We start from the raw sequence: 18,389 nt of genomic DNA, 5'->3' as shown, positions 1-18,389 counted from the left end.
CATTCGGTGGCGGGCGCCGCCTGCCATCAATGCGCCCGCAGCGCATCGACGATGTTCATGCGTGCCGCGCGCAGCGCCGGGAGGAAGCCGCCGATCAGGCCCATCGCCATCGAGAATGCAAGCGTCTTCACCACCACGGAAGGCGTGAGGATAAAGCGGAACGAGAGGTCGGCAAAGGTCTGGAAGTTGGTCGTGGAAAACGAAGCCAGCTGCATCAATGCCGCGCAGCCCAGGCCGAAGATGCCGCCTGCCAGGCCCAGCAGCAGGGCCTCGACCAGGAAAGCGGTGAGCACGTTGACGCGCTTGAAGCCGAGCGCGCGCAGCGTGCCGATTTCCGCGACGCGATTGGCGACCGATGCGTACATGGTGATCATGGCGCCGATCATCGCCGCGATCGAGAAGATCGTCGACAGCGTGAAGCCAAGGATGTTGATGAAGGTGGAGAGCGCCTTCGACTGGTCGCTGTAGAAGGCCTGTTCGCGCTTCGCCTCGTTGGCAAGCCGCGGGTCGACATCGATGTCGGCCTTGAAGCGCTCGAAGCTGCCTGTCTGCGCCAGGCGGAACACCATCGCCGAATAACTGGTCCGCCGGAACGATTGCATGAGCTGGTCGACATCGCCCCAGATCTCCGAGTCGAAGCCGCTGCCCCCTGCATCGAAGTGCCCCACGACCGTCCAGTCGCGCTGGGCAAAGCGCAGGTGTTCGCCGATCTGCACGCCGCTGAATCCCTTGGCGATGCCGCTGCCGACGATGATCTCGGACGAGCCGGACCGGAACATGCGCCCCGCCACCAGTCTTACCTGCGGGCGCAGATCCAGGCCCGCTGGCGACACGCCGCGAATCACCACGTTAGACGGCCGCTCCGAACTGGTCTTGGTGAGCGAGATGAGCACCACGGCTTCCTTGGACACCAGGGGCCGTCCGCCACCGCCCATCGCCACCGCCGGATGCATCTCCATGATGCTGGCCTGGTCGCGCGAGATGCCGCTTTGCACCTCGGTTTCGGCGCCCTTGCGGATCACCACCACGTTGTCTTGCTCGCCGGTGGTCACGAGTGTCTTCTTGAGGCCCGCGTCGAGCATCAGCATGGTGGCGAATACGAACACCACCAGCGCCAGCCCGCCGGCCGTGAGCGACGTGGTGAGCCGGCGTGCCCACAGGTTGCGCGCGATATAGGAAAGCGGAATCGCCATGGCTGCCCCGGATCCGCTAGCCGATGGCCCGCAGGCCTTCGACGATGCGCACGCGCGCCGCCTGCACGGCCGGCACGATGCCGGCGGCGACCCCGATCACCAGCGCGCATGCCGCCTGCAGCCGGAACGTCTCGCCCGACACGCTGAAGACGGGAAACACACCGCCCACTGCCTGCTTGAACAGGCTCGCGACGGGCGACGTGGCGAGCATGCCAATGCCGCCGCCCACGATCCCGATGGCGATCGATTCACCGAACACGAGCAGCGCCAGGAACCCGGGCCCGAAACCGAGCGCCTTGAGCGTTGCGTACTCGACGGTGCGCTCGCGCGCGCTCATGGCCATGGAGTTGGCCATCACCGCCATGATGATCACGATCACCACGTAGGAGACGACGCGGATCGCCGCGATGATCTGGTTGGACATGGCCACGAAGCCGAGCTGGAATGCCTGCTCGGTCTCGGTGAGCGTCTCGGCAAGGGAGTTCTTGAAGACGCCATCCACGCCGCGCGAGATCGCCGCGGCATTGTCCGGGTTCGCCACGCCGATGACAAAGACGCCGACCTGGTCCGCCTGCCGGGGCGAGCGCTTGCGCACGGTCTCGTTCAGGTATTCCCAGTGGAACACCATCTGGCGCGTGATGGTGCTCTCGTCGCGGCCGTCGAGGATGCCGCGCACGACGAACTCCCAGGTGCCGGGATAGATGGTGCCTTTGATCGGGATGACGTCGCCCACCTTGAACCCGAACTGGTCCGCGAGCTGGCGCCCGACCAGGGCGCCCTTGCGGTCGCGCTGGTAGTCGGCGCGCTGCTGCGGCGGCACGACGAACTCCGGGTACAGGTCGAGATAGTTGTCGGAAACCGCGAACTGCGCAAAGAAGTTCTTGGGATCGCGGTAGACGCCCCCGAACCAGTTGGAACGGGCCACCAGCGTGACCCCGTCGACACCACGGATACGGTTCTCATAGCTCAGTGGCAAGGCGAACACCAGCGAGATGGCGTTGCGGGTCACCAGCCGCGCATTGGATGCCGCCGCGGCGCCCGCGTACCAGGCGTCGACCACCGTGCGCAACAGCCCGAAGGCCAGCACCGCCACCACCAGCCCCACCACGGTCAGCGTGGTGCGCAGCTTGTGCCGCAGCGCGTTCCTGACGATCAGCTTCAGCACGTACATGGCATACGTCCGCAATGCCCGCAATGCCCGCAACGCCGTTCAAGCAGCCTTCCCATGGCTGAGTTCCCCCTTCTCCAGGTGCACCAGCGACTTCGCCGCGCCGGCGGCGTGCGCATCGTGCGTGACCATGATGATGGTCTTGCCGAGCTCCGCGTTGAGCCGCTGCATCATCGACAGGATCTCCGCGGCGGAGGCGCGGTCCAGGTCGCCGGTAGGCTCGTCGGCCACGATCAGCATCGGGTCGGTGATCAGCGCGCGGGCGATGGCGACGCGCTGCTGCTGGCCCCCGGACAGTTCGGAAGGATAGTGGCTCATGCGGTCGGCCAGGTTGACCATCTCGAGCACCAGCCCGACCCGCGCGCGCCGCTCCGCGCGCGTGAGGCGCGTCAGCATCAGCGGCAACTCCACGTTCTCGTAGGCGGTGAGCACGGGCATCAGGTTATAGAACTGGAAGATGAAACCCACGTTGGCCGCGCGCCAGTCGGCCAGCGTTGCTTCCGCAAGCCGCGTGATGTCGAGCCCGGCGACCAGCAGCTCGCCGCTGTCCGGCCGGTCGATGCCGGCAATCAGGTTCAGCAACGTGCTCTTGCCCGAGCCGGACGGCCCCATCAATGCGATGAATTCGCCCTCGCCGATGTCGAGGGTGATGTCGGTCAGGACCGGTACGGTCTGCGCGCCGCGCCGGTACGATTTGGCGACGTGGCGGATGGCGACGAGCGGCGCGGTGTTCACGTTACTTCTTCGCCACGGTGACCTTGGCGCCGTCCCGGATCTTGTCCCCGGGAGCCAGCACCAGCACGTCGCCCGGAGCCACGCCGCCGACCGCGACGAGATCCCCCAGCCTGGCGCCCGTGGTGACCGCGACTTCGCGCACCATGCCGTCCTTCACCACGAAGGCCACCTTCCTGCCGCCACGCTCGACGATCGCGCCCGGTTGCACCGCAACCAGGGGCTGCCGGTCCTGCGGCGATACCGGCTTCGACAGGAACGCGATCTTGGCGCTCATGTCGGGCAGCACGCGCGCGTCGCGGTCAACGAAACGCACCTTGACCAGCACGGTCGCCTTCGACCGGTCCACGGTGGGCACGATGCGCGAGACCCGGCCCTCCATCCTCAGCGCGGGCAGCGCGTCGAGCTGGAGTTCGCAGGGCTGGTCCACGCTGATCTTGCCGATATTGGACTCCGCCACGTCCGCTTCGACTTCAAGGGTCTCCATGTCGGCGATGGTCACGACGGCACCCTTGGTGTCGGACGCGGACGAGAACGGTGTGATGTTGTCCCCGACATTGGCATGCTTGATCAGAACCACGCCATCGAAGGGCGCGCGGATCACGGTCTGGTTCACCGCGACCTGGGCGACACGGGCATTGGCCTGCGCCGAGGCAATGGCGGCGCGGGCGCTGCCGACCGATGCCCTGGCCTTGTTGTAGCGCGCCAGGTCGGCCTCGTACTGCGCCGTGGAAATCGCCTGTGGCACGAGCAGGGTCTCGGAACGGCGCAAGCTGGTTTCCGCATCCTTCAACTCGGCGACCTGCAGCTCGAAATTGGCCTGCGCCACGCCCACCTGGGCCGACGCCTGGGCCAGGGAGGCCTCGACGTCCCTGCTCTCGATCCGGGCAATGATCTCGTCCTGCTTCACCCGGGAGCCTTCCAGCACGCCGAGCCATTCGAGCCGGCCTTGCGCCTTCGAGCCGACCGCCGCCTTGCGCTGCGGCACCACATAGCCCGTCGCGTTGAGCATGGTGTAGTTCTGCGACGGGTAGGCCGAAGTGACGGTCGCCGTTTCCACGGCCTGCGGGGCAGTCAGCCGGACGGCAATGCCGGCCACGGCGGCGATGACCAGCGCAATGGCAGCGTAAGGCACCCAGCGCCGGCGCCGCGGCGCCGGCGCGAGCGAGCCGCGGTCGATTTTCAGCCTTGCCAGATCGTGATCAGCCAATTTTTCGGACCTTTCCCAGAAAACCAGAGCGTGTTCCGGAGCGCCTTGCAAGGCGCACGCCCCGGCGAAGCGCCCCGCCCGCATGTGCTGCGGCAGACAGGTCCCCAGTATAGTGCCGCGCCCGGACAGTGCTTGCAATGCCACATCGGCAGCGACACGACGGAGATACGGCGGCCCGGACCTGGCGGGCGGCCGGCATCGTCCTTCCACGCGCCCGCGGAGATGCCGGCGTCAGGTATCCCCGACGACGCAGGGCCGCCAGGTCGAGGCTCGCCATTCATGCACGCCGCCTGATGCCTCACTGATAGTGATGGATACCATCAAAAATTATCGTTGTACATGATTCGACCCGGCGCATAACTTTAGTGCACACGCTCTCGGGTCCATTCCCCAGGCCATTTGAGCGGACAGCCAGGCCGCTTGCCCGGCGATCGACTTGATCGATCAGGCAGGCGTCGAGCGGCACCGGCCAATAAAGAAATTCAAATAATTGGAGGAGACATGACAGAACGGATCGGCTATGCCGGGATTCAAAGCAATCCCGTGTTCAAGGAGCTCGTCAGCAGACGCAGGCGGCTCACAATTCTTCTTTCCGCGGTGACGATCGTCCCTTACTGCATCTTTATCCTGGTTGCCGCACTAAGCCCGGGTTCGCTTGCATCGCGGCTTTCCGGGCAAAGCAATATCACGATCGGCTGGGTCGTTGGCGCGATGCTTATCCTGGGAAGCTGGCTACTGACGGGATTCTATGTCCGGCAGGCCAACGTCGACTTTGACCGACTCACGGAAAGACTGGCACTCGGGGCTGAAAAATGAAACCGAAGCTAAAGGCAGCGTTCATTTTCTTGTCTTGCCCGCTCGCAATGCCATCCTACGCGGCCCCGGGAGCGCTGCAAAACATAGAGGCGCAGCCGATCAATACCGTCGCCATTCTCATGTTCCTGGCATTCGTGGTCGCCACCCTCGGAATAACGTACTGGGCCGCATCCAAGACGAAATCGCTGGACACCTTCTACACCGCTGGCGGCGGCATCTCCGGATTCCAGAACGGACTGGCCCTGGCGGGCGACTATATGTCGGCGGCCGCCCTGCTCGGGATCAGCAGCATGATCTTTTCCAGCGGCTACGATGGCTTTATCTACTCCATCAGCTTCTTCGTCGCCTGGCCACTGCTTCTGTTCCTGTTCGCGGAGAAAATCAGGAACCTTGGCAAGGTCACCATATCCGACATCGCAGCGTACCGGCTGGACCAGAACACGATACGAATATCCATGTCGATCGGGTCCCTCACCGTCGTTTGCTTCTACCTGGTCGTGCAAATGGTCGGCGCCGGACAACTCATCCAACTTCTCTTTGGCCTGGACTACAACTATGTCGTCATCGGCGTGGGCCTGCTGATGATGATCTACGTCACGTTCGGGGGCATGGTCGCGACCACCTGGGTACAGATCATCAAGGCAGTCCTTCTCCTGGCCGGCGGAACGCTTCTGGCAATCCTTGCATTGTGGAAATTCAATTTCTCGATTGATTTCCTGCTGGCCAAAGCCGTCGAAAGCCACAAGGCCGGCGCGAAGATCATGGCACCCGGCGCCCTGGTGTCAGACCCGGTCTCCATGTTTTCACTGGCGATCGGGCTGGTGTTCGGTACTGCAGGGCTGCCTCACATCCTGATGCGGTTTTTCACGGTTCCGAACGCCAAGGAGGCGCGCAAGTCGGTATTCGTGGCAACCGGGTTCATTGGATTCTTCTTCCTTGTCGTCGCCGTCCTTGGACTATCCGCCATCGTCATCGTCGGCAAAGACCCTGCCTTCTTCGTCGGAGGGGACATCGGCGGCAAGCTCATCGGCGGCGGAAACATGCCCGTCATGCATCTGGCCAAGGCCCTCGGCGGCGACGTGTTCCTCGGATTCCTGTCAGCGGTAGCCTTCGCGACCATCCTGGCCGTTGTCGCCGGTCTCACCATGGCCGGATCGTCCACTATCTCCCATGATCTGTACGCCAGGGTAATCATGAAGAACCGGGCGGACCCGGCGCGCGAGATGCGGGTGTCCAGGGTTGCCTCGGTGTGCATCGGTGTCGTCGCCGTTGGCCTGGGAATTCTCTTCAAGGACCAGAACATCGCCTTTCTCGTCGCCCTGACCTTCGGCGTTGCCGCATCCGTGAATTTCCCGATCCTGGTGCTCTCCATCTACTGGAAAGGCCTGACCACGCGCGGCGCATTGATCGGCAGCGTGGCGGGGATCCTCTGTTCAGTGGGGCTCGTGATCCTGTCGCCGGCGGTCTGGGTGAAGGTACTTGGGTACAAGACGGCGATCTTCCCCTACGACTATCCCGCGATCATTTCGACGAACGTGGCCTTCCTCGTCACCTGGCTCGGATCCGTCACGGACCGGAGCGCCCGCGGCCGCCAGGAGCGCAAGGACTACGAAGGTCAGTTCGTCCGGGCCCAGACCGGAATCGGGGCGTCCCGGGCCGTCAGCCACTAGCCACGCTCCTCCGCTCGGCAAGGTATCGGCCAGGTCCACCTGCCTGGCCATTTCACGATCATTGAAGGCGGAATCAGTTTCCCTTTCATGCAGGCCCACGCCTAGGAATTTCTGGAGCTGAAAATGCAGTACAAAGACACCGGCCTAAGGTTTTCCCGCATTACGATTTTCATTCATTGGCTGATCGCGGCCGCCGTCGCGCTGATGGTCTGGCTTGGCCTTTCCGCCAGCCAGCTGGAGAACGGCCCGGAGAAGGCCGAAATCCTCCGGGTGCATGGCGGCGTAGGGGTGCTCGTCCTCGTCGTTTCCATCTATCGCCTGTGGGCGAGACTCACTTCCTATCACCCCCTCCCGCTCGGGTCGCCGAATCCGATCGAAGTCATCATCGGCAGGTCCGTGGCGGTTGGCCTGGCTCTCGCGACCGTTCTCTTGCCATTGGACGGATGGCTGGCCATGTCTGCGGCAGGCGAAGTCATCACGCTGCCCGGCGGCATCGTGCTCCCCGCCCTGATGGGACCGAATGCCGAGGTGGCGTACGTCGCGAAGCTGCTTCACAAGGTTGGCGTGTACGCGTTTCTCGCCGGACTGGCCCTTCATATCTTTGGCGCCGTCAAACATCACTTCGTTCTCAGGAACGACACGCTGAAGCGAATGCTGGGCAAGAACGTGGAGCTCTGATCATGAAGCACGAAAGCCAAATCATCATGTCGAAGAATCCAGCAACAACATTGTGCGGCATCGAATATCCGGTATTCCAGGCAGGCATGGCCGGCATTTCCGGGCCGGCGCTGACGGCGGCGGTGTCCAATGCCGGCGGCCTGGGACACCTCGGCGGGCTGCGCCTGCCACCCCTGGCCCTGAGAAAGTGGATTCGCGAGACGCGGGAACTGACAGACAAGCCATTCGGCGTGAATCTCGTCCCGTCCTTCGGTGGCCCGGATGTATTCGAAGCGCAGTTCCGCGTTGTGCTGGAAGAAAGACCGCGGGTACTTTCGCTCTTCTACGGCAGCTTCCACGAGATGATTCCACGGGCGAAGAATGCGGGAATCACGGTCATCGTCCAGGTCGGAACGCTGAGTCTTGCCAGGGAGGCGATCGCGCAGGGGGCGGACATCATCGTCGCCCAGGGGGCCGAGGGTGGCGGACACCTCAACCAGGGAACGATCGGCGTGATGTCGCTGGTCCCTGCCATCGTCGCCATCTCGAAGGGACGCCCCGTCCTGGCCGCGGGCGGCATTACGAACCGTGCCGACGTGCGGGCCGTGATTGAAGTTGGCGCTTCGGGAGTCTGGGTTGGCACCGCTTTCGTGGCAAGCGATGAATCCCTTGCGCATGACCTCTACAAGCAGAAGATCGTGGCGGCCACGGTGGACGATACCGAATATCGGACCGGATACTCGTTCGGCTGGAAATTCGGCACCCCGCACAGGGTGATTCCCAACCGCAAGAAATGGAACCTCGTGAAATATGTAGGTGGCGGAGCGCGCGTCATCGACAAGCCCGAAATGGCGGAAAAGCTGTCGCTATACGCAGGCCAGGGCGTCGGGAAGATCGATGGCATCGTCCCCGCCCGCCAACGCGTTGCCGAGCTGGTCGAGGGCTTCTCCCCCTGGTTGCCCGCAGACGCCCTGCCGGCGCTCCACGGCACTCACGAGACGGCCTGAGCCGGCGCCGGGCAGTTCCGGGGGGCCTGGATATCCGGCCTTGAGATGTCCAGGCCCCCCGATCGGGGCCCGGGGCCGGACACGGGAAGTCCACACGGACTACTCCCCGATGGATTCGAATTGCTCGTGCGCCATATCGACCATGGCACGGACGGCCGACGTCTCGAAGGTATCCTTCCTGCGGACGAACACGGTCGCCACGCGCGAGAATTCGGACGGAAGCTTGTGACAGCGGATCAGCTCCCGCGAGCCTTGATTTTCCACGACGGCGCGGGGAAGTATCGTCACACCCATCCCTGCCGTCACGCACGAGATGATCCCGTCGAGCGTGCCCAGTTCCAGTATCTGTCCCGGAATGAGTCCGGCCTGATAAAGCCATTGCTCCAGGGTGGAACGATAGAAGCAACCCGTGCGGAAAACGAGGACCGTCTGCTGAGCCATGTCCTTCGTAAGGCTTGCCAGCGTCCGATACTTCCTGCTGCTGACGAGGACGAGCTCCTCCTTGAAGATTCCCTCCTGGTGCAATACCGCGTTCTGGTGGAACCCACCGACGAACGCCCCGTCAAGCCGGTGACTCTCCACTGCCTTGATGAGCTCCACGGTCGTGCCGGTGATGAGCGAGAGCTGGACCTGCGGATACTTTTCCCGATAGCCGGCCAGTACCTTTGGCAGCCTGACCGCCGCGGTGGTCTCCATCGATCCCAGCCGCAATATCCCGGTCGGCGTCGACGTATCCAGCAAGACACTCCGGCTCTCGTCGGCCAGCTGAAGAATGCGCTGCGCGTATCCGAGGAAGGTCTCTCCCGCCGAAGTGAGCGTGATGCCGCTCTTCTGGCGAATGAACAGAGGCTGCCTGAGTTCCTGTTCGAGATCCTTCACCCGCATTGTCACATTCGACTGGACGCAATGCACTTTCTCCGCAGCAGCAGTGAAGCTACCTTCTTCCGCTGCCGCGCAAAACATCCTTAGCTGGCGCAGCTCCATGTTATCGACTCCAGATATTACATTTTATGATGGCTAGAATTCTTGGAAATCAGATGTAGCGATGCAGCGCCTAAATTATACTTCAGCTATCCACCGCGAAGCTTAAGTGAAATTATTCGTTTTTCCCGGTGCGGATGTCTTTTACAACGTCACGTCAATGCCATTTCAGACAAGTGATCGGGCTGTTACCAAAGGCAAATGGAATGCAGTCCTTATAAATTCCCGTCCCTGGTTCACATGAAAGGAATGAAGCATTTTTTCATGAACGGAAATAAGCTCCCTCTTCTATTTCACCGCGGTCATTTCACTACGGCGCGCGCAAGATCCTCCTGCCCCGCCGCCGGTCGCCGCTAGTCGCCGCTTGTCGCGCCACTTGCCCCGTTAGCCGGCGAGTTCACACATTTCTGCAAAGGTGAAGTTGATGCAAGATCCGGGTATTAGCGCCGAAGTCGAAGGGATTTTTGCCGGCGGCATTGGCATCCTTGGCGAAGAGGGCCATCGAAGCGGAATCTTCAAGAGACGGATCCGCGGCGAGGCCAAGGTGTCCGTCGATGGCATCGAAGGTGACGAACATGCGGATCCGAGGGTTCACGGTGGCCCCGAAAAGGCCGTCCATCATTTCGCCGCCGAGAACTACCGGCGCCTGGCGGAATGCTTTCCCGATTGTGCGGGCATCCTTGTCCCCGGCAGCCTCGGCGAGAACATATCAACGAACGGGCTCACGGAGCGGAACGTACATATCGGTGATGTCTTCAGGATGGGCGGAACGGTCCTGCAAGTGTCCCAGCCGCGAAGCCCATGCTGGAAGATAAATCACCGCTTCAATGCGGACGGCATGTCTCTCGTGGTCGCGCAGGAGCGCATGACCGGTTGGTATTACCGAGTGATCGGCAGTGGGATCATTGGACCGGGCGACAAGTTAGAGCTGATCGAGCGCGAAACAGAACGGTTCTCGATAGATGAATTCTGGCGCGTCCAGTCGTCCAGCCGGCCTGGCATCGACGACATGCTGGCCCTCATCGCCGTTCCGGGACTCGCCAATAGCTGGAAGGTGCGCCTGAACGACCGGGTACGGTGGATCCGCCAACGACACCCCGGATTGTGAGGTGCCGGCCGGGCGCACCGTCCTGATGGACTACGCCATGCCCCTCCGCCCGACTGGCGCCCGGCAGCCGCATGCGGATCTCAAGGCGCCTCCGGCTTGTGCCGGGGATCGTCGTTCGGATCGAGGTATTCCAGCCCGAGCGGCCCGGTGCCGCTGACCTGGGTGATGTACTCTCCCGACCTCGCCCAATGGAAGTGCGGCGTGCCCCCTGGCAGCACCACGACACTGCCGGGCGGATAGGCCGTCAGTTTCTGCGGGTCGAACTCATTACCGATGCCAATGTAGAACACCCCCGCGATCACGGTATAGACCCGGTCCTCGGGATGAACATGCGGCATGAGCTTCACGCCGCCCGGCACCTTTACGCGAACCACGTAGGGACCGGGCTTGCCCGGATCGCCGACCAGCACGGACAGCTGCGCACGCCGCGGGAAAGCGGCGAAGGACGACCACTGGATGTCTTCCTGCTGAATGGAGCCGACCTGCTTCGGCGAAAGCCCCCCGGCAAAGGCGGCGTGCCCGGTGATCAGGCACGACACGGCACAGACGATGCCCGCGACATTGGTCAGAATCTTTCGCATACCAGATACTCCTTTCTCCGTGAGCGGCCGCTCGGCAATGGGCCGCGACTGCCTCGACGTGAAGGCCCCGGAACCGCCCGCCTTCGGGTTCGTTCTCGCCGGGATCGCGCCGATCGACGTGACCAATATATTTCCTGCATGGATTCCGGTACACATCAGGGCGCTAACAAGAGTTGGTACACCGTGTAAAAGATGCCATCCGTCATCGCGTCATCGCGCCGGCCCGCGCGGCCTGCCGGGCTTCGCCGCCGGGCAGCGTTGCAAAGCCGCCGCACCCGCCGCGGCCATCGCGAGCGCGATCCAAAGCGCGATCACGCATGCGTGGAGGAACGGCTGCGTGACTCCCGGCAATTGAAAACGCCCGGCCACACTCCCCCGGGCGTTAGTCGTCTCGACCTGGCTGGCAATCCAGCAGGCGGGAAAGTGTCAATCCCTGGTCCGAGCTGTAAAATCCTCGCCGTTGATCCGGCTCGAGATGCTGATGTTCTCGGCCCGATGCTCGTGCAAGATCACGTTGATGATCTTCGGATCCGAGCCGATCGAGTCATGCGTCACCTGGATGATGTCTCTGATCAGCCTCGCACGACGCTCCTGCGTCAGGCCGGCATTGATGTGGCATTCGATAAATGGCACGGTTATCTCCGGGAATGATGTTATTTCAGGCGGCTGACCAGGTCCTTGTCGTTGGCCGCGCCTTCGACATAGTCCGGCAGGTGCTCGCCATGCTCGACGAAATTGATCCCGCGGCCTTCCCGGATCACGAAGAAGATGTCGTCCTTCGTCTCGCCGGTCGCTTCGCTGACCACCCGCAGCAGTCCGGCCGCGAGCTGCCGCTTCTGCTCATCGGTTCTGCCAAATCGCATGTCACAAGAAATGAGGGCCATCCGGGTCTCCTATAGGCCTCTGTCGTCACTGGATTCCCGGGTGCTTCGCCGGGAACTTCGGTACCGGACTTACCCTCGTCATGAGCTGCATCAGCTCAGCAACCGAGTGCGCATCCAGTGCAGAGACCAGATCGATGATCCGGCCTCGAAGCGTTTCATCAGCGTATTGCTCGCTGAGCCAATGGAATTTCTCGACCGTGCGGTCCCAGCTGAGCGGGTTGTCGAGCCCGCCTTCAAAGCCGACGTGCTCGGCGGAGAACACCCTTCCGTCCTTGCACCGGATCGTGACCCTGGTGTTCAAGGCACTGGGGTAACGGGCGGTGAATGCGGGGTCGGGACGCACGACGACCCGCTTCAGCAGGGCCTGCGCATCGTCCGCCTGCACTCGGCCCGGCTCCAGCTGGGCAGGTCCGACCTGGTCATCGAGCATAGCGGCCGCGATAAGATACTTGAGGTTGTAGTCCGCCTGCTCCTTGGTCCGCGGATCATCCTTCGGGCCGAAGCCGCCACCACCCGCGATGTCGAAGCCGGTCTGGAAGATGTCGCACACCACTTCCTCGACCTCCTCGCTTTTCACATCGTTCGCGCGCTTGAGGGCGAGCGTCACCTCAAGCACCGGTTGCCCGTGAATCAGCGAGCAGTACTTCTTCATCACCGTCTGGAAAATGATCTCCAGCCGCTGATCCTCCCATTCGACATCGATTGGCTGGTCGAACATGCGGACCAGTCCGTTCGGCCCTTCGAACAACCGCAGCGGGCCGGTGAAGCCGCGCTTCGCAAGCGACGCCGCGTACACCGCGCGCATCCCGGTGATGCCCGGCGAAAATCCCTTCCATTGCGAGACCGGTTCGGAGTGAACGCAGGTCAGCGAGATGTTGTCTACCGTGGCGATCGCTATCGCATGGGCGAGCTGGTCCGCGTCGAGGCCGAACAACCTGCCGGACGCGGCCGCCGCCGAAACCGCGAGCTGAATGGCATGGTTGAAGCCCTTCGCCATCACGGGGACGATCGCCGTGATGCGGCACTGGATTTCATACGCTACCGCCAGCGCGAGCATGAACGCCTCGCCACTTGCGCGCGCATGCTCGGCCGCCGCGAGCACCGCGCCGAAATTATCGCTTGGATGACAGAGCCCGCCGGGAGACATATAGCTGTCCAGCAGATCGACGTAACGAACCAGGCCCGAGTTGTATAGCGCTGCCTGGTCGGGCGACGTGGTTCCGCCGCCGATCAGCGAGCAGGACCCCGCCGCCGGGCCGCGGTATTCCTCGAACTGCTCTCGCAAGGCCGTGAACGGCGTGCCAGGCAGTGCCGCAATCGCACAGCCGAGGCTGTCAAGGATGTTCCGCTTGAACAGCTGGCGGGCCTGCGGGGTGAGATGACTTGCTCGCGCGTTCGAAGCGAACGTCGCAATGCGCTGGACGGTGGTCGGTGCGGTCATTCTTGACAGTTGCCTGTTGGATGATTTCAATTCATGCGAATTTCCATCCGCTACTTCCGCAACGTCTTGCGCTCCCGATATTTCATCTCGCTTCGCGCAGTTGCATTGCAACTGATATTAGGTGATCGATTGCGGCGCCCGAAACGAATTGTTTTGATAGCGGCAATCATCGAAGCAGATAGCCACCGCCCTCAGGCGCCAGGAAAGCGCCGCGATTTCCACAATGCCCGCTCCGCGGATCAATGCTGGCGTCCATGCCAGTGCGGCAGGGAGCCGGTGCGGCGTTTCCTGACGACAAGCCGGCCGCACCCCGATCAGTGCAAGCGGCTCCCGCCGTTCGCGAGGCTCAGCAGCGCTTGCTGGACTTTGGCCGCGGGGAGGTAGCCCGAGCTGAGCTGGCGCAACTTTCCGTCGGCTTCAACGAGCAGCGTCGGGAATCCCGAGACCCCCCACCTGCGTGTCAGCGCGAAATCCGCCCGCGCCGCCTGCACTGCCTCCTCCGACGCCCAGGCGCTATGGAAGGCATCGGCGCTCGTCGGGTAGCCGGCGGCCGTCAGTGCGCGTGCGCCGATCTCTGCCAGGACATTGCCGTCCGTGGTGTCGAGCCCGTCGACATAGAACGCACGCTGAAATGCCTGGAAGACCGTCAGCAGGTCCACCGAAGGTTCGACCAGGCGAGCGGTGGCCACGGCGCGGCAGACCGGCTCGGTGTCGTAGACGAAGTCCTTGCGCGCGAGCAGCGCCTCGCGGTTGAACTCGGCGCCGCTCATCTGTTCCACGCGTGCCCAGTGCGACAGGCGGAACTGCTTGCCGGCGTCATCGAGCACCTGCGTCGATCCGGCCCCCATGGCGCCCAGGACAATATGCACGTCAAGGTCGGGCATGCTTTCGACGATGGTGGTCATCTCCTTGCCAAAGCCGTAGCACCAGGAGCACATCGGGTCGCCAACAAATATCAGTTTCATGGTCTGTTTCCAGTGGATCGCGTTTGAACGGGGATGGGCACTTCGCGGCCCATCGGCCGCAACGCCCCGGGGCTGCGGCACCGGAACTGAATATAGGACCGAACCACACCGGCACCAACAGCGCCAGCCGCAATTCAGTTGTTACGCTGCGTAACCAGAGCGAGGCCGGCCCGATGTTCCGCAGCGACCCGACCATGGCGGGGCGTCCCAGGCAACGCAAAAGAGGCGCCGTGCGCGCATGCTCCGCGCGCGGCGCCTCGCTGCCCCTGACTGCAGACAGGCGGCCGGGACCGCTTACTTGGCCGTCGGCATCGCGAATTCGGCACCCTTGTCGGTGCTTTCCGGCCAGCGCTGCATGATGGACTTCTGCTTCGTATAGAAGCGAACGCCTTCTTCGCCGTATGCGTGCGTGTCGCCGAACAGGCTGCGCTTCCAGCCGCCGAAGCCATGCCAGGCCATCGGGACCGGAATGGGTACGTTGATGCCGACCATGCCCACCTCGATGCGACGGCCGAATTCACGTGCCACATGGCCATCCCGCGTATAGCATGCGACGCCGTTGCCGAACTCGTGCGCATTGACCAGGTCCACGGCTTCGGTGAAGTCCTTGACGCGCACGCACGCGAGGACCGGCCCGAAGATCTCTTCCTTGTAGATGCGCATCTCCGGCGTGACGTTGTCGAACAGCGTGCCGCCGGTGAAGAAGCCATCCTCGTGTCCCTTGACCTGGAGACCGCGACCGTCCACCACCAGCGTCGCGCCTTCGTCGACGCCCAGGGCAATATATCCCTCGATGCGCTCGAGCGCCTGCCGCGTGACGATCGGGCCCATTTCGGCGTCGGCCTCCATGCCGTTCTTCACGACCAGGTTGCGCGCGCGCTCGGCCAGCCGCGGGATGATCTTGTCGGCGATATCGCCCACCAGGACAGCGACCGAGATCGCCATGCAACGTTCGCCGGCGGAGCCGTATCCAGCCCCGACCAGCGCGTCGACAGCCTGTTCGATGTCCGCATCCGGCATGACGACCATATGGTTCTTCGCGCCGCCGAGTGCCTGCACGCGCTTGCCGTGCCTCGCGCCGGTCTCGTAGATATAGTTGGCAATGGGCGTCGAGCCGACGAAGCTGACCGCCTTCACGTCGGGATGGGCCAGCAGCGCATCGACGACCACCTTGTCGCCCTGCACCACATTGAAAATGCCATCGGGCAGGCCCGCTTCCTTCAGCAACCTCGCCATGAACAACGACGCGGACGGGTCGCGTTCGCTCGGCTTCAGGATGAACGCATTGCCGGCGGCGATCGCAACCGGGAACATCCAGCAAGGCACCATGCACGGGAAGTTGAACGGCGTGATGCCTGCCACGACACCCAGTGCCTGGCGCACCGTCCAGTTGTCCATTCCCGTCGAGACCTGCTCGGTGTAGTCGCCCTTGAGCAATTGCGGAATGCCGCAGGCGAACTCGATGACATCGATACCGCGCGCGACCTCGCCTTGCGCATCGGAGAAAACCTTGCCATGTTCTGCCGTGATGATCGCGGCGAGTTCATCGCGGTGCTTGTTCATCAGTTCGAGGAAACGCAGCATGATGCGGGCACGGCGGATCGGCGGCGTATTGCTCCACTTCGGAAAGGCCGCCTTCGCACTTGCCACCGCAGCGTCGACATCGGCAGTCTCGCCCAGCAGCAGCTTGCGCGGACGCTCGCCTGTCGCCGGATTGAAGATGGCCTGGGTACGCGCACCCGAACCGCGAGCCGGCTCACCGTGTATGAAATGTGTCACATCGGCCGTGTCGTTAAACGCTTGCATCTCGACTCCTCAACATTGGTTGGTATGGACGGAGTTTAGGAAGGTGCCGCACGTGTGCAAAGGTGCTAACATTGAATTGATTGTTTTCATTAATGAACAATAAAAACATGGATACCCGAACGGTCGAAAGCCTCTGGACCCATTTGCACTGGTTGACGGTCCTTGCCGAACAGGGCAGCTACACCGCAGCCGCGGCACGCCTCGGCGTCAGCAAGGCGGCAATGAGCCAGCGCATCGCCGAACTGGAACGGGCGGCGGGCGTCGCGCTGGTTCAGCGCACCACACGCAGCGTGCGCTTCACCGAAGCCGGGCAGCGGCTTGTCGAAGACACGCGCGGGGAATACGAGCACATTGCGACGAGCTTCGCCACGGTCAGGGAAATGGCGGGCGTGGCGCGCGGATTGATCCGCGTGACGGCACCGGTGGCGTTCGTCCGACAACAGCTGGTGCCGCGGATGTCGGCTTTCCTGCGTGCCAATCCCGAAGTCCGCGTGCAACTCGAAGTGTCCGACCGGCTCAGCTCGATCGCCACCGAAGGATTCGATCTGGCCATCCGGCACAGTGCGCAAGCGCCTGAAACGCATGTCGCATGGAAGCTGTGTGAAACGCGCTCCGTGATCGCCGCGACGCGCGCGTACATCAAGCTGCGGGGCCTGCCGAAGGCGCCGGCGGACCTCTCCTCGCACGACTGCCTGTTCTACCCCCGCGCCCTCGGCGCCGGGATCTGGTCTTTCGAGCGAAAGGCGGCGCGCAAGCCGAGCCCCGGGCCGGTCACGGTCACGGTGAACGGACCGTTCTCGGCCAATAACAGCGAAGCGCTGCGCGACGCCGCGCTCGACGACATGGGCATTGCCCTCCTGCCTGACTTCACTGCACAGGCGGCAATCCGGGCCGGCAAGCTCGTGGTCATACTGCCGGACTGGCGTCCGGTCGGTGCCTTTGCCGACCAGCTCTATGTCGTGCGACCTTACACGCCCCACGTGCCGCGCGCGGTCGCACTGTTCGTCACGTATCTTCGCGAGACGTTCGCTGACGGGTTTCCCGTCCAGTAAGCTGCATTGGCATCTTGCGGCGCCCGCCTCGTCCATTCGCGCCTGCATTATTGTTTCCCGCCACGCAAAGGATATTTTCCGATTCGCTCGCGCCTCGCCAACGCGGCCAGCGGTACAGTCCACCGTTTACTCGTTCTGTACGGGCTCCGGTCTAACGATCGCGAAGCTGGAAAAGCATGAGCAGGTCTGCCACTCGAGTATTCCTTGTCACCGGCGTGAGTTCAGGCTTCGGCCGCGCGATATCGCAGGCCGCGCTCGCCGACGGCAGCACTGTCATCGGCACCGTCAGGAATGAGGCCGATAGAGTGGCGTTCAGGAAGCTGGCTCCGGGGCATGCCGATGCGCTTGTCCTCGATCTCACCGATCTCGATGCCATCGGCCCGGCGATCCAGGGCGCTGTCGAGCGTGTCGGGCCGGTGGACGTCCTGGTGAACAACGCTGGCTACGGTCATGAAGGCACGCTGGAAGAATCGTCCCTCGAAGCGCTGGTGCGCCAGTTCGAGGTCAACGTCTTCGGCGCGGTGGCAATGATCAAGGCCATCCTGCCGTCCATGCGGGCCAGGCGGACCGGCCACATCTTCAATATCACCTCGATGGCGGGCTTTGCCGGGCTTCCCGGCGTTCCGTACTACTGCGGAAGCAAGTTCGCGCTCGAAGGCATCTCCGAATCGCTGGCCAGGGAAGTCGCCGGCCTTGGCATCAAGGTGACGTCGGTCGCTCCTGGTTCATTCCGGACGGATTGGGCAGGCCGCTCAATGGTACGGACCGACCGGAGCATTGCCGACTATGACGCGGTATTCGAGCCCATTCGCCGCGCCCGCCGGCAGAAGAGCGGGAAGCAGGCCGGCGATCCCGCAAGGGCCGCGCGCATCCTGCTCGACCTGGTGGGCCGGGACGACGCGCCCGTTCATCTGTTGCTGGGCGCCGATGCACTCAGCCTCGTGCGGGGCAAGCTGGCAGCGCTGGCCGAAGAAATCGACACCTGGGAATCCGTGTCGAATTCCACGGATTTCTCGTAGTCGACAGCCGTTCGGAGCATGGCGGCGACCCGGATCCCGCCTTGACCGGCGGCGGCGGCGCGGTGCACACACTCCCCTCGCGTGAAGCCGGATGCGCAT

18 protein-coding genes are annotated in these 18,389 nt (G+C 63.2%); 7 read left to right on the top strand and 11 right to left on the bottom strand.

The annotated features are described in order from the left end of the window. Positions 1-26: 26 nt before the first annotated feature. Genes AC1DKV_RS05375 through AC1DKV_RS05360 form a run of 4 tightly spaced genes read right to left on the bottom strand, consistent with a single transcriptional unit; the run spans position 27 to position 4,303 of the window. Positions 27-1,193, bottom strand: a complete 1,167-nt coding sequence (locus tag AC1DKV_RS05375) for an ABC transporter permease (RefSeq protein WP_441643202.1) — start codon at positions 1,191-1,193, stop codon at positions 27-29. 16 nt (positions 1,194-1,209) lie between these two features. After that, entirely contained in the window at positions 1,210-2,364 is a 1,155-nt protein-coding gene (locus AC1DKV_RS05370; protein ID WP_441643201.1) for an ABC transporter permease, read from the bottom strand. Positions 2,365-2,403: 39 nt separating this feature from the next. Then, positions 2,404-3,096: an ABC transporter ATP-binding protein gene (locus tag AC1DKV_RS05365; protein WP_441649770.1), complete on the bottom strand. Its 693-nt coding sequence runs from the start codon at positions 3,094-3,096 to the stop codon at positions 2,404-2,406. Position 3,097: 1 nt separating this feature from the next. Next, a complete protein-coding gene (locus tag AC1DKV_RS05360) occupies positions 3,098-4,303 on the bottom strand; it encodes an efflux RND transporter periplasmic adaptor subunit (protein ID WP_441649811.1) in 1,206 nt (401 codons plus the stop codon). Positions 4,304-4,804: 501 nt separating this feature from the next. Between AC1DKV_RS05360 and AC1DKV_RS05355 the strand changes: the two genes are divergently transcribed. The 4 genes from AC1DKV_RS05355 to AC1DKV_RS05340 all read left to right on the top strand — a co-directional run bounded on the left by AC1DKV_RS05355 (position 4,805) and on the right by AC1DKV_RS05340 (position 8,453). Then, positions 4,805-5,119, top strand: a complete 315-nt coding sequence (locus tag AC1DKV_RS05355; RefSeq protein ID WP_441649769.1) for a DUF485 domain-containing protein — start codon at positions 4,805-4,807, stop codon at positions 5,117-5,119. After that, positions 5,116-6,789: a cation acetate symporter gene (locus tag AC1DKV_RS05350; protein ID WP_441649768.1), complete on the top strand. Its 1,674-nt coding sequence runs from the start codon at positions 5,116-5,118 to the stop codon at positions 6,787-6,789. Before AC1DKV_RS05355 ends, AC1DKV_RS05350 begins: the two co-directional genes overlap by 4 nt. Positions 6,790-6,912: 123 nt before the next feature. Continuing rightward, positions 6,913-7,467 carry a cytochrome b gene (locus AC1DKV_RS05345; RefSeq protein WP_441649767.1) on the top strand — a complete coding sequence of 185 codons (555 nt, stop codon included), beginning with the start codon at positions 6,913-6,915 and terminating at the stop codon, positions 7,465-7,467. Between the two features lie 2 nt (positions 7,468-7,469). Beyond that, positions 7,470-8,453 carry an NAD(P)H-dependent flavin oxidoreductase gene (locus AC1DKV_RS05340; protein ID WP_441649766.1) on the top strand — a complete coding sequence of 328 codons (984 nt, stop codon included), beginning with the start codon at positions 7,470-7,472 and terminating at the stop codon, positions 8,451-8,453. A 99-nt stretch (positions 8,454-8,552) separates the two neighbouring features. Here the strand turns inward: AC1DKV_RS05340 and AC1DKV_RS05335 are convergent, their stop codons facing one another. Then, the gene (locus AC1DKV_RS05335; protein ID WP_441649765.1) at positions 8,553-9,437 is read right to left on the bottom strand and encodes a LysR family transcriptional regulator; all 885 of its coding nucleotides are present in this window, start codon (positions 9,435-9,437) and stop codon (positions 8,553-8,555) included. Between the two features lie 421 nt (positions 9,438-9,858). On the opposite strand from AC1DKV_RS05335, the gene AC1DKV_RS05330 reads away from it, so the two are divergent. After that, positions 9,859-10,542 carry an MOSC domain-containing protein gene (locus AC1DKV_RS05330; protein ID WP_441649764.1) on the top strand — a complete coding sequence of 228 codons (684 nt, stop codon included), beginning with the start codon at positions 9,859-9,861 and terminating at the stop codon, positions 10,540-10,542. An 80-nt stretch (positions 10,543-10,622) separates the two neighbouring features. Here the strand turns inward: AC1DKV_RS05330 and AC1DKV_RS05325 are convergent, their stop codons facing one another. From AC1DKV_RS05325 to AC1DKV_RS05300, 6 genes are all read right to left on the bottom strand, one after another. Next, positions 10,623-11,123 carry a cupin domain-containing protein gene (locus AC1DKV_RS05325; RefSeq protein ID WP_441613858.1) on the bottom strand — a complete coding sequence of 167 codons (501 nt, stop codon included), beginning with the start codon at positions 11,121-11,123 and terminating at the stop codon, positions 10,623-10,625. A gap of 426 nt (positions 11,124-11,549) precedes the next feature. Next, positions 11,550-11,756: a tautomerase family protein gene (locus tag AC1DKV_RS05320; protein ID WP_441613857.1), complete on the bottom strand. Its 207-nt coding sequence runs from the start codon at positions 11,754-11,756 to the stop codon at positions 11,550-11,552. A gap of 20 nt (positions 11,757-11,776) precedes the next feature. Further along, complete coding sequence (locus tag AC1DKV_RS05315) at positions 11,777-12,007, bottom strand: tautomerase family protein (protein ID WP_441649763.1); 231 nt, start codon at positions 12,005-12,007, stop codon at positions 11,777-11,779. 25 nt (positions 12,008-12,032) lie between these two features. Beyond that, a complete protein-coding gene (locus AC1DKV_RS05310) occupies positions 12,033-13,448 on the bottom strand; it encodes an MmgE/PrpD family protein (RefSeq protein ID WP_441649762.1) in 1,416 nt (471 codons plus the stop codon). Between the two features lie 314 nt (positions 13,449-13,762). Further along, positions 13,763-14,413 (bottom strand): DsbA family protein, encoded by a 651-nt coding sequence (locus AC1DKV_RS05305; RefSeq protein ID WP_441649761.1) that lies wholly within the window; start codon positions 14,411-14,413, stop codon positions 13,763-13,765. A 294-nt stretch (positions 14,414-14,707) separates the two neighbouring features. Continuing rightward, complete coding sequence (locus tag AC1DKV_RS05300; RefSeq protein ID WP_441649760.1) at positions 14,708-16,219, bottom strand: CoA-acylating methylmalonate-semialdehyde dehydrogenase; 1,512 nt, start codon at positions 16,217-16,219, stop codon at positions 14,708-14,710. A gap of 107 nt (positions 16,220-16,326) precedes the next feature. Here AC1DKV_RS05300 and AC1DKV_RS05295 point away from each other — a divergent pair, with 107 nt between their 5' ends. Further along, entirely contained in the window at positions 16,327-17,271 is a 945-nt protein-coding gene (locus tag AC1DKV_RS05295; protein WP_441614067.1) for a LysR family transcriptional regulator, read from the top strand. A gap of 176 nt (positions 17,272-17,447) precedes the next feature. Continuing rightward, positions 17,448-18,290, top strand: coding sequence for an oxidoreductase (locus tag AC1DKV_RS05290; RefSeq protein ID WP_441613852.1), 843 nt, complete (start codon positions 17,448-17,450; stop codon positions 18,288-18,290). Positions 18,291-18,389 lie beyond the last annotated feature (99 nt).

It is taken from the genome of Cupriavidus sp. 05T41 (assembly GCF_056396525.1).
The sequence above is the reverse complement of the archived record's forward strand: the minus strand, read 5'-3'. Positions and strand labels throughout refer to the sequence as shown.

Coding starts and splice junctions, on each gene's coding strand:
- AC1DKV_RS05375 (WP_441643202.1), bottom strand. CDS start 1,193: ATGGCGATTCCGCTTTCCTATATCGCGCGCAACCTGTGGGCACGCCGG.
- AC1DKV_RS05370 (WP_441643201.1), bottom strand. CDS start 2,364: ATGTACGTGCTGAAGCTGATCGTCAGGAACGCGCTGCGGCACAAGCTG.
- AC1DKV_RS05355 (WP_441649769.1), top strand. CDS start 4,805: ATGACAGAACGGATCGGCTATGCCGGGATTCAAAGCAATCCCGTGTTC.
- AC1DKV_RS05350 (WP_441649768.1), top strand. CDS start 5,116: ATGAAACCGAAGCTAAAGGCAGCGTTCATTTTCTTGTCTTGCCCGCTC.
- AC1DKV_RS05345 (WP_441649767.1), top strand. CDS start 6,913: ATGCAGTACAAAGACACCGGCCTAAGGTTTTCCCGCATTACGATTTTC.
- AC1DKV_RS05340 (WP_441649766.1), top strand. CDS start 7,470: ATGAAGCACGAAAGCCAAATCATCATGTCGAAGAATCCAGCAACAACA.
- AC1DKV_RS05335 (WP_441649765.1), bottom strand. CDS start 9,437: ATGGAGCTGCGCCAGCTAAGGATGTTTTGCGCGGCAGCGGAAGAAGGT.
- AC1DKV_RS05330 (WP_441649764.1), top strand. CDS start 9,859: ATGCAAGATCCGGGTATTAGCGCCGAAGTCGAAGGGATTTTTGCCGGC.
- AC1DKV_RS05325 (WP_441613858.1), bottom strand. CDS start 11,123: ATGCGAAAGATTCTGACCAATGTCGCGGGCATCGTCTGTGCCGTGTCG.
- AC1DKV_RS05315 (WP_441649763.1), bottom strand. CDS start 12,007: ATGGCCCTCATTTCTTGTGACATGCGATTTGGCAGAACCGATGAGCAG.
- AC1DKV_RS05310 (WP_441649762.1), bottom strand. CDS start 13,448: ATGACCGCACCGACCACCGTCCAGCGCATTGCGACGTTCGCTTCGAAC.
- AC1DKV_RS05305 (WP_441649761.1), bottom strand. CDS start 14,413: ATGAAACTGATATTTGTTGGCGACCCGATGTGCTCCTGGTGCTACGGC.
- AC1DKV_RS05300 (WP_441649760.1), bottom strand. CDS start 16,219: ATGCAAGCGTTTAACGACACGGCCGATGTGACACATTTCATACACGGT.
- AC1DKV_RS05295 (WP_441614067.1), top strand. CDS start 16,327: ATGGATACCCGAACGGTCGAAAGCCTCTGGACCCATTTGCACTGGTTG.
- AC1DKV_RS05290 (WP_441613852.1), top strand. CDS start 17,448: ATGAGCAGGTCTGCCACTCGAGTATTCCTTGTCACCGGCGTGAGTTCA.